The 9,940-nt window shown below is 26.6% G+C and carries 10 protein-coding genes; 9 read left to right on the top strand and 1 reads right to left on the bottom strand.

Going from position 1 to position 9,940, the window contains the following annotated elements:
* The first annotated feature begins 207 nt into the window (after positions 1-207).
* Positions 208-822, top strand: a complete 615-nt coding sequence (udk, locus tag NSA58_RS10705; RefSeq protein ID WP_039681247.1) for a uridine kinase — start codon at positions 208-210, stop codon at positions 820-822.
* 29 nt (positions 823-851) lie between these two features.
* On the opposite strand, the gene NSA58_RS10700 is transcribed toward udk, so the two are convergent.
* Positions 852-1,670 (bottom strand): MerR family transcriptional regulator, encoded by an 819-nt coding sequence (locus NSA58_RS10700; protein WP_039681248.1) that lies wholly within the window; start codon positions 1,668-1,670, stop codon positions 852-854.
* A 106-nt stretch (positions 1,671-1,776) separates the two neighbouring features.
* On the opposite strand from NSA58_RS10700, the gene NSA58_RS10695 reads away from it, so the two are divergent.
* The 8 genes from NSA58_RS10695 (at position 1,777) to NSA58_RS10660 (ending at position 9,924) form a co-directional block, all read left to right on the top strand.
* Positions 1,777-2,457 (top strand): MATE family efflux transporter, encoded by a 681-nt coding sequence (locus tag NSA58_RS10695; protein ID WP_257560452.1) that lies wholly within the window; start codon positions 1,777-1,779, stop codon positions 2,455-2,457.
* A gap of 21 nt (positions 2,458-2,478) precedes the next feature.
* A complete protein-coding gene (locus NSA58_RS10690) occupies positions 2,479-3,111 on the top strand; it encodes an MATE family efflux transporter (RefSeq protein WP_257560451.1) in 633 nt (210 codons plus the stop codon).
* Positions 3,112-3,228: 117 nt separating this feature from the next.
* On the top strand, positions 3,229-3,720 hold the full coding sequence (locus NSA58_RS10685) for a PH domain-containing protein (protein WP_039681249.1): 492 nt from the start codon (positions 3,229-3,231) through the stop codon (positions 3,718-3,720).
* A gap of 12 nt (positions 3,721-3,732) precedes the next feature.
* Positions 3,733-5,214 carry a PH domain-containing protein gene (locus NSA58_RS10680; protein WP_039681250.1) on the top strand — a complete coding sequence of 494 codons (1,482 nt, stop codon included), beginning with the start codon at positions 3,733-3,735 and terminating at the stop codon, positions 5,212-5,214.
* Between the two features lie 171 nt (positions 5,215-5,385).
* On the top strand, positions 5,386-5,865 hold the full coding sequence (locus NSA58_RS10675) for a hypothetical protein (RefSeq protein WP_039681251.1): 480 nt from the start codon (positions 5,386-5,388) through the stop codon (positions 5,863-5,865).
* An 84-nt stretch (positions 5,866-5,949) separates the two neighbouring features.
* Positions 5,950-6,618 (top strand): ABC transporter ATP-binding protein, encoded by a 669-nt coding sequence (locus NSA58_RS10670; protein ID WP_039681252.1) that lies wholly within the window; start codon positions 5,950-5,952, stop codon positions 6,616-6,618.
* Positions 6,619-6,631: 13 nt separating this feature from the next.
* Positions 6,632-9,157 (top strand): ABC transporter permease, encoded by a 2,526-nt coding sequence (locus tag NSA58_RS10665; protein WP_074429683.1) that lies wholly within the window; start codon positions 6,632-6,634, stop codon positions 9,155-9,157.
* 92 nt (positions 9,158-9,249) lie between these two features.
* Positions 9,250-9,924 carry a response regulator transcription factor gene (locus NSA58_RS10660; RefSeq protein WP_039681254.1) on the top strand — a complete coding sequence of 225 codons (675 nt, stop codon included), beginning with the start codon at positions 9,250-9,252 and terminating at the stop codon, positions 9,922-9,924.
* Positions 9,925-9,940: the final 16 nt, after the last annotated feature.

Genomic DNA, 9,940 nt, shown 5'->3' with positions numbered 1-9,940 from the left:
ATTATGTTAAAAGAATTTTAATAAAAATTTATAAGATACATAACATAAGTGGAATGAAATTATTTGTATAATTAAAAATATATGGTTATTTTTCCCATGTTAATTCTATATAAAAATGTGATAAAATATTGCAGATATAGATAATTAACGGACTTTTACATTTGGGTAAAAGTAAGTGTAAAAATATATGAGTAGGTGGAAGATAATATGAAACAAGTGAGTGTTGTTGGTATAGCAGGAGGAACTGCATCAGGAAAATCAACTATAGTAAGTTATATAAAAGAGTTTTTTAAGGATGATATAGAGTTAATATGTCATGATAGCTACTACAAAGCTAACGACGACAAAACTCTTGAAGAAAGAAAAAATTTAAACTATGATCATCCATCATCTTTTGAAACAAAAAGAATGATAGAAGATATAAAAAAATTAAAGGCAGGAAATGAAGTGGAAGTTCCTGTTTATGATTACACTAAACATACTAGAGCTAAAGAAACAGTACTTGCTCACCCTAAAAAAGTTATAATAGTAGAAGGAATACTAATATTTGAAGATCCTGAACTTAGAGATCTGATGGATATAAAAGTATTTGTTGATACAGATGCAGATGAGCGTTTAATGCGTCGTATTTTAAGAGACACAAAAGAAAGAGGTAGAAGTGTTGAGTCAGTATTATCACAATATGTTAACACTGTAAAACCAATGCATGAGCAATTTGTGGAACCTTCTAAAAAGCATGCGGATATAATAATACCAAGAGGTGGAGAAAATACTACAGGTATACATATCCTACAAGAACATTTAAAATTAATATTAAGATAATAAAAAGATGAGTTTTAGGCTCATCTTTTTTACATTACCTGTATAGAAACTTTTATTACATATTCATTAATATTTTTTACGGTTACTTCATCAAGTAAAACATCTTCATAAGCATATCCAATAATAGTTAAATTGTTTTCATTAATATACTTTAAAATTTTATTGTAAATAGTAGGTGTGTTTTCATAATAACCTTTTAAGTATCCAACTACATAAGTACCTTCTGGCTTTATAATCACGTTTTCATCAACTGAATTTTTATTTACCTTTGTATAGTAATAACTATAATCATAAGGATTTTCACTTTTTAAGTCTTCTATGGTTTTTATAGAACCTACGGGATACCCTATATACAAATCATTACTATAACAATAGTCCAAGTGACTCATATAGGTATCTGTATCGTAAGGGTATTTACTTTTATCTATGGGAGAAGTAAGAATAATATAATCTTCATCTTGTTTTTCTATAAAAATTTTATCTGTAATATTTTTTGCTTTATTTATAACCTTTATCTTATTGAAGATTATTTCTTGTTTTCTTTTCAGTCTATTTATTTCTTTTTCAATTTCATTAGTTTCATAAGTAAAAAGTTCAACCACATTTTGTGGAGTTCTTTTATCCATAAATTCTTTTATTTCCTTCAGTGGCATTCCTAAATCTTTCAAAGTATAAATTACATTAAAAACCTCTAACTGATAAGTTGAATAATATCTATACCCATTTTCAAGAACCTTTTCAGGTTTAAAAAGTCCTATTTCATCATAATAAAAAAGGGTCTTCTTATGTACCTTGCATAATTTTGCAAACTCACCAGTGGAAAAATATTTTGTATTATTCTCGTTCAATTACTACAATCCTCCTTATTTACTATCCTGTTGCGGGATAGTTTATTATATATTACATCGATATGAATTTCAAGGAGGGTATTATGGAAAATTCATTATAAAAAAAATGACACTAACATCATTAGTTGAATATATACTTCCTACGATTGTTATGATGGTACTTTTCTCATGTTATACAATTATAGATGGGATGTTTATTTCTAAGTTTATCTGGTCTAATGCATTATCTGCTACAAATATAGTTTTCCCTGTAATAAGTCTTATTTTAGGTGTTGGAATTATGTTTGCAATAGGATGTAGCGCCATTGTTGCAAAAAAAATGGGAGAAGGAAAAAATAAAGAGGAAAAAGAAGATTTTACTCTTATTACAATAAGTGCTTTAGTTGTAGGATGTATTATTGCAGTTATAAGTATTGCTTTTATGAAAGAAATTATTTATGTTTTAGGTTCTACAGAGGCATTGTATGATAATTGCAAAGAATACTTATTTTATATGGTTATTTTTACACCATTTGTAGTACTAAAATTATATTTTGATTATTTTCTTGTTACAGCAGGTGTACCAAACTTAGGATTAATTAGTGGTATAGTTGGTGGACTTATAAATATAGTACTAGATTATGTATTTATAGTAGAGCTTAATTTGGGTGTGAAGGTTGCAGCCCTTGCTACTTGTATAGGATATATAGTTCCATCTTTTGTTGGAATAATATATTTTATGAATAAGAAGCATGCACTTCACTTTGTAAAACCGAAATTCAACTTTAAAGTGATAAAAGATAGTTGATCTTCAGAGATGGTCACACAATTGGCATCAGCTATTACTACTTTTATTTTTAATATAGTAATGATTAAGTACTTAGGTGAAGATGGTGTGGCAGCAATAACAATTACTTTATATTTACAAATGTTATTAAATGCAGCATATATAGGATTTATTTCAGGCGTACAACCAAGAATAAGTTATAATTATGGAAGTGAGAATGAAGAACAACTTGAAAAGTCAATAAAATACAGTATTTTAATAATAAGCGTATTTGGAGTGAGTACTTTTATAATGTGTAGAGCTATGGCAGATGTTTTAATATCTTTATTTTCAGATAGAGGAACAGAATTATTTAGTATAACTCGTAATGGATTAATGTTGTTTTCAACTAGTTTTTTAGTTGGAGGAATAAATATATTTTCATCAGGCATGTTTACAGCATTTTCTAATGGAAAAGTTTCGGCATTGCTTTCTTTACTTAGAACTTTCGTATTCTTTGCACTGGGGATAATGATTTTACCTAAATTTATGGGAGTAAATGGAGTATGGATTGTAATTCCTTTCGTGGATGTTATCACATTGTTAGTTTCTATTGCTTTTATATATAAATATAGAAAAGAATATATGTATGAGAATCTATTTATAAGAAGAAGGACTTTAGATATAAATTCATAATTAACTAAATATTAACATCTGATGACTATAATTTTATGGGAATCAGCTGTTTTTTATAATATAATAAAAAATAAGTTGTTAATTAGATAAGTAATTTATTTTGAAAGGGGAAATTTAATGAAATATGAAAAGTTAAGTAAAAAAGCTACAAGCTGTATGTTTGTAGCTACCTTAGTGCAATTTTTAATAAGTACAAGTATTTTATTTGTGATTTGGTTTATATTTGGGGAATATTTACCACAAATAGTTATAAATATTATGATAGGACTAGTAATCCTAGATTTTTTATATTTAATAGTATCACCAAAGGTTAGGTATGAAAGGTATAGATATTCCATCACAGAAGATTCTATAGATGTGAGAGAAGGGTTTATATTTATAGAAAGAAGTATAGTTCCTATTGAAAGGTTGCACAAAATAGCCATAGAAAAAGGTCCTATAGACAGAATGTTTAACTTGGCAAAAGTAATTGTTACTACAGCTGGTGGAGATGTAACAATTAGATTTTTAGAAGATGAAAAGTCAGAGTTTATTGCAGATGCTCTTAAGAAAAAGATTAATGAGATAGCAATTAAGTCAAGATTAGAAAAGCAAGAAAATTTATTATAAGAGGTGACATTTATGAATGAAGAAAAATTTAGATGTCATCCAAGTATTATTGTGGAAAAGACATGCGGAGTTATTACAGCATTGTTTTTTATCTTTATAACAAGTTTAGATGATGTGAAAGAAATAGTAAAAGAAGGGTTTAGTAGTGAGAACTTATTAATTGCAGGTGGTGTTTTTGCAGTATTAACTCTTATTTTGATTTACAATATTATAGTTTGGGCTAAAACTTTTATAACCATAGAAGAAAATACAATAGTTATTCAAAGAAATACAATTAACTCTAAAGTAAACACTTTTGGAATAAAGAATATATCCAATGTAAATTTAGAGCAAAATATTTTTGAAAGAATAATAGGTACATATAAAATAAAGATTGATACAGACAGCTTGTCTACAGCAAACTCCACAGATATAGAAATTATACTTTCTAAGAAAAATGCTTATGATTTTAAGAATAAAGTTATATCTCTTATGAATAGTGAAAAATTAAAGAATATCCAAGATGATGAAAATAATATGTATGGTAGTGAAATAGGAAATGAGAGTTATTTAGAGGATGAAAATATAGAATATGATATAGTTTATTCTGTAAATGATGTGCTAAAACATTGCTTTTATAATTTATCAATATTTGGATTTATATTTAATTTAGCTATGATATGTTTTGTGGTGTTTATCTCCATACGGGCAGACGGCTCAGACGGTTTTGTTGCAGTAGGGTTAATAGCAATTACTTCATGTATTTCTATACTAAAATTTTTCCTTGGAGATTTATTTAAATACTATAAATTTTCAATTAAACGTGAAAAAGATAAACTATATATAAGTTATGGTTTATTTAGACTTAAAAAATTTACTGTTCCAATAGATAGAATAAATGCTTTAAATATTAAACAATCTGCCATATCTAGAATATTTAAAAGATATCAAAGCGATATAGTAACTATTGGTGTGGGAGATAATGATACTGAAGGATCACAAATTTTGTTGTCTAGTGATAAAGAAGATTTTATAAAAAATATGAAAATATTACTCCCAGAATTAAATTTGGAGGGGGATTTTAAATTAGAAAGAGAATCTAAAAATCATCATATAATAAAAATCGCTAATATTATAATAGGTATGAGTATATGCAGTTTAATTTTATTTGCTATTTATATGATTAATACAACAGTACCATGGATAATATATCTGCTTGTAGATTTATTTATATTTTTAATTCTTGTTTTATTTACTTATTTGTCATATATAACTCGCGGAGTTTATATGGGAGATGAAAATATGGCTGTATCCTGGGGGATTTTTGCAAAGAAAATTAGTATTATTAAATATGAAAAAGTACAGTATATTAATGTAAGAGAAACGCCTATTAGTAGCAAGCTTGGTTTATGTAGTGGCGAACTTCATATTTTAGCAAGTTTTGGGGAGGATGCAAGAACTTTAGGATATTATAATGGTAATTTATTTGAAAAATTAAAAGAAAAAATATTATAGTATATTGTATAGAGATACTTATAAAATATTATGAAATCAAAGCTAAATAAGCAATCTAAGATGGAGTTATAACACAAGTTTTGTGTAATAACTCTTTTTTTATTCTGTCACAAGATTGCCAGAAGAGATAGATATTATATAATTATAAAATTGATATGGAGGTAAATAGTTATGAAAATAAAAAACAAAACTATTGTGGTGATATTAATATTAATATCGATTTTCCTTTGTTTTAACTTATATCTTAACTACCATAAAGAAGTAATAAAGATTAATAAAGACTTTAAAAACACTATTGTGGTTGAAGATGATAGAATCATAGAAAATACAGATATAAAAATTGAAGGTGCTTTGTCTGATACACACTTTGTATATAGGTATTTTCAATTTAGTAAGGAGTTAAAAGGATCTGTAAGTATTGGTAGTAAAAAATACTATATATCTGCTTCTAGTGTAATGAAAGATGGAATTATGCAAGGTATATTGACAGAGGAGAAAGATGAATTAGTATCTGACTATGAGATTACTTTAACCAAAGATTTAAAAGAAATCTGTATTTATAAAGGTAATTATATGATTTCAGCTCCAGCAAAAACATTAGATGAATCTATAAGTATCTATAAATCAATTGTAGATATACCAATAAATTAAATATTTTTATTTATGTCACAAGATTGTAATAAGTGTTTATTAATATATAAATTGAAAATAAAAACAAATATAGAGGTGAATTATATGAGTATATTAAGAGGAATAAATTTAGTAAAGATGTATGGTCAAGAATCAAATACAGTAAAAGCTTTAGATAATGTTAATATTGAAATAAATGAGGGCGAGTTCGTTGCTATAGTAGGTACCTCTGGAAGTGGAAAGTCTACATTATTAAATATGTTAGGTGGTTTAGATAGATTAACTGATGGAGAAGTAATTATAAATGATAAAAAATTAAGCAATATGAGTGATGAGGAAATAACAATTTTTAGAAGAAGAAATATAGGTTTCATTTTTCAAAATTATAATTTAGTACCAATTTTAAATGTATATGAAAATATAGTTCTTCCCATAGAATTAGATGGTGTGAAGGTTGATACAGAATATGTGGATTCAATAATAAACATTTTAGGGCTTGGTTCAAAACTTACAAATATGCCAAATAATTTATCAGGAGGACAACAACAACGTGTGGCAATAGCTAGGGCTTTAGCAACAAAGCCAGCCATAATTTTAGCAGATGAGCCTACAGGAAATCTTGATAGCAAAACGAGCATGGATGTTATAGGGTTACTGAAAATGACTTCACAAAAATTTAACCAAACTATGGTTATGATAACGCACAATGAAGAAATAGCACAGCTTGCTGACAGAGTTATAAGAATAGAAGACGGTAAAGTTGTAAGTAAGTAACGGGGGTATAAGGATGAAATTTGAAAATAATAATAAAGATATAATAAAGAAAATTACAAAAAGGTCTTTAAAAGCAAATAAAATTAGAAATATATTTGCAGTTATTGCCATAGTCTTAACAACATTTATGATTTCTGCCATATTTACTTTAGCTATAAGTTATGCAAAAAATTATCAGATAATGAATTTAAGGGATCAAGGAACAACAGCTACAACTTTTCTTGCTAATCCTACAGATAAACAAATTAAAGAAATAGAAAACTTGGATATATCTAAAAACATAGGTCAAGAAATTAATGTAGGTAACGTATCTAAAGAATCTTTGGATAACAATAAAACCAATATATTTATAAAATATTTGGATAAAGAAAACTGGGAAAATCAATTAACTCCATGTATAAGTGGTATAAAAGGAAATTATCCTACAAAAGAAAATGAAATTATGTTATCAAAGTTAGCTTTGGAATTTTTAAATAAAGAAAATTCTAAAATAGGAGATAAAATAAAAATATCTTATGATATGAATGGAAAAACTGTTGAAAAAGAATTTATTTTAAGTGGTTACTTCACTTCTTATGATTATATAAAAGATAGTGGATATATGTTTGTATCTGAAAAATTTGTATATAACAAGAATTTATCTTTGGAGAAAAATGGACAACTTTTAATAACTTTACAAAAAAACAAAAAAGCTGAAGCACCAAATCTTCTTAAATCAAAAGTATCTTTAAATGAAAATCAAAAATTTGAATATAATTACGATGCAGAGGAAGACTCAAATAGTATAAAAGTTGCAGCCGTGATAATAGGTAGTATTATAGGTGCTTTTATTGTGATAAGTGGATATTTAATTATTTATAATATTTTATATATTGCAGTAACTAAAAATATTCAATTTTATGGACTATTAAAAACCATAGGAACTTCACCAAAGCAGATTAAAAAGATAGTTAAGTTAGAAGGACTGAAATTATCTATTATAGGTATACCGATAGGAATCATATTAGCAGTAATAGTATCTTACTTAATAGTACCTCTTGCTTTAGAAGGTATGGCTAGTGGTACTTATTATGAAAAAATGATGGAAAATAAAATATATTTTGAGCCAATAGTATTTATACTATCAATATTATTTTCACTATTCACAGTGCTTATAAGTTGCAAAAAACCATCTAAAATAGCAAGTAGTATATCTCCTATAGAAGCTATGAAATATAGTGGACAAAAAACAAAAAAAGAAAAGAAAAATAGAAATTCTACTAAGGGTGGAAAACTTTACAAAATGGCTTGGTACAATGTTTTTAGAGATAAAAAACGTGCTATATTAGTGTTCTTATCATTATTTATGGGAATTATGGCATTTTTAGGAGTTAATACATTTATAAATAGTGTAAGCGTAGAAAATTATGCAAATAGATATTTAAATAATGATTTTGAACTACAGGCTTATTATGATGATAATAGTGGTATTGATAATAAAGTAATAAATGAAATTGAAAAAATAGAAGGAATTAACTCTGTAGAAACTTTAAAGGCTTCCATGTTACAAATGGATATGAATGAAAAAATAATAAAACCATTATTAAAAGCAGCATATGAAAGACATGGAGAAGATGAATCAGCACTTCAAACTTATTTAGATAAGGTGAAGAAGAATCCAAGTGAATTCTCGCCATGGGTGGTAGGAGTAGAAGATAAAACCATAGAGAGATTTAATGAAGAGAATGAAGAGAAGATAGATCTTGAAGCATTTAAAAATGGGAAATTAGCATTAATAGAAAGTTTTTATTACTCTAAAGGGAAGAAATTAGATTTTTCAGGTAAAAAAATAACTTTAAAGAATGCAGATAAGAATAAAACGATGAGTTTTAATACTAGAATGTTTTTCAATGATGAAAGTGGAATATTAAGTTTTAATGGATCAAATGTACTTGGAGTTCCTACAATATATGTATCTTCTTCTGCTCTTAATAAATTAGACAAGAATTTAAATGTTGATAAAATATACATTGATGTGGATGATAAATATGATAGCAAGGTAAAAAGTAAATTAAAAACAATAGCAAGTGAAAGTCGTTTAGTATTAGAATCAAAAACAGACAAGATAGAAAGTTTCAATAAAAGTTCATTGATGATGAATGTTGTAGGTGGAGGAATATCCATAATACTAATATTTATAGGACTGCTAAACTTTATAAATGTTATGGTTACAAATGTTAATGTAAGATTACAAGAATTAGCCATAATGGAAAGCATAGGAATGACAAAGAAACAAATTAAAAATATGTTAACCATAGAAGGAGCATATTATGCAAGCATTACTACCCTACTAACATGTACTTTAGGCATGGGGATGGTTTACCTTATAGCTCAGTTGACTAAAAATATAGCAGATTATGCAGAGTTTGTGTTCCCAGGCATGGAACTTATATCATTAATAACTTTAATATTTACTGTTTGTTTAATTACACCGGTTATGGCTTACAAATATAGTAGTAAAAAAACTGTAACAGAAAGACTTAGAGAAATTGAAAAGTAGTTAAAGTGTAGTGGTAGGTTTGAATAATCTACCACTATTGCTATAATTAAAGATAACATTAGAAAAATAAGACATGGGTAGGAGGGAGTATAATGAAAAATATTTTAATAGTGGAAGATGATAAGATTTTAAATAAGGGAGTCAGTTTTTTTCTAAATAAAGAAGGCTACAACGTGATTAGTGCATACACAAAGGAAGAAGGAAAAGTTGCTATTTTGCAAAATAAAATAGACTTATTGCTTTTAGATGTAAATCTACCTGATGGATGTGGTTTAGATTTTTGTGAAGAAATAAGTGATAAAATGGATTTTCCTGTAGTGTTCTTAACAGCAAATGATACAGAAGAAGATATGATAAAAGGATTTGAGAGTGGATGCGATGATTATATATCGAAACCATTTTCCATAGATATTTTAAAACTGAAAATAAATGCGATTTTAAAAAGAAAGGGTGGAGAAACTAAAAATATTTTTAAATATAAAGATTTGAAAATAGATTTTGATAGTAGGAAAGTTTATAAAAAAGATAAAGAAATATATCTAACTGTAACGGAGTATAAGCTTTTAGAGCTACTAAGTAAAAATAAGGGAAGAGCAATGACAAAAGAAATAATATTAGATAAGTTGTGGGACAATAATGGGAATTATGTGGATGAAAATACTTTGTCTGTTAATATAAGAAGACTGCGTAAAAAAATTGAAGATGATTCAAAAAATCCAGAGTATATAATTACTATATTTGGTATTGGATATATTTTAGGAGAGTAGAAAATGAATAATGATT

Origin of the sequence: Terrisporobacter muris (genome assembly GCF_024621905.1) — a bacterium.
GTDB classification, from domain to species: Bacteria; Bacillota; Clostridia; order Peptostreptococcales; family Peptostreptococcaceae; genus Terrisporobacter; species Terrisporobacter muris.
The sequence above is the reverse complement of the archived record's forward strand: the minus strand, read 5'-3'. Positions and strand labels throughout refer to the sequence as shown.

What these genes read in the sequence shown, in the direction of transcription:
- udk (WP_039681247.1), top strand. Translation starts at nt 208, where the DNA reads ATGAAACAAGTGAGTGTTGTTGGTATAGCAGGAGGAACTGCATCAGGA.
- NSA58_RS10695 (WP_257560452.1), top strand. Translation starts at nt 1,777, where the DNA reads ATGACACTAACATCATTAGTTGAATATATACTTCCTACGATTGTTATG.
- NSA58_RS10660 (WP_039681254.1), top strand. Translation starts at nt 9,250, where the DNA reads ATGAAAAATATTTTAATAGTGGAAGATGATAAGATTTTAAATAAGGGA.
- NSA58_RS10675 (WP_039681251.1), top strand. Translation starts at nt 5,386, where the DNA reads ATGAAAATAAAAAACAAAACTATTGTGGTGATATTAATATTAATATCG.
- NSA58_RS10685 (WP_039681249.1), top strand. Translation starts at nt 3,229, where the DNA reads ATGAAATATGAAAAGTTAAGTAAAAAAGCTACAAGCTGTATGTTTGTA.
- NSA58_RS10680 (WP_039681250.1), top strand. Translation starts at nt 3,733, where the DNA reads ATGAATGAAGAAAAATTTAGATGTCATCCAAGTATTATTGTGGAAAAG.
- NSA58_RS10665 (WP_074429683.1), top strand. Translation starts at nt 6,632, where the DNA reads ATGAAATTTGAAAATAATAATAAAGATATAATAAAGAAAATTACAAAA.
- NSA58_RS10670 (WP_039681252.1), top strand. Translation starts at nt 5,950, where the DNA reads ATGAGTATATTAAGAGGAATAAATTTAGTAAAGATGTATGGTCAAGAA.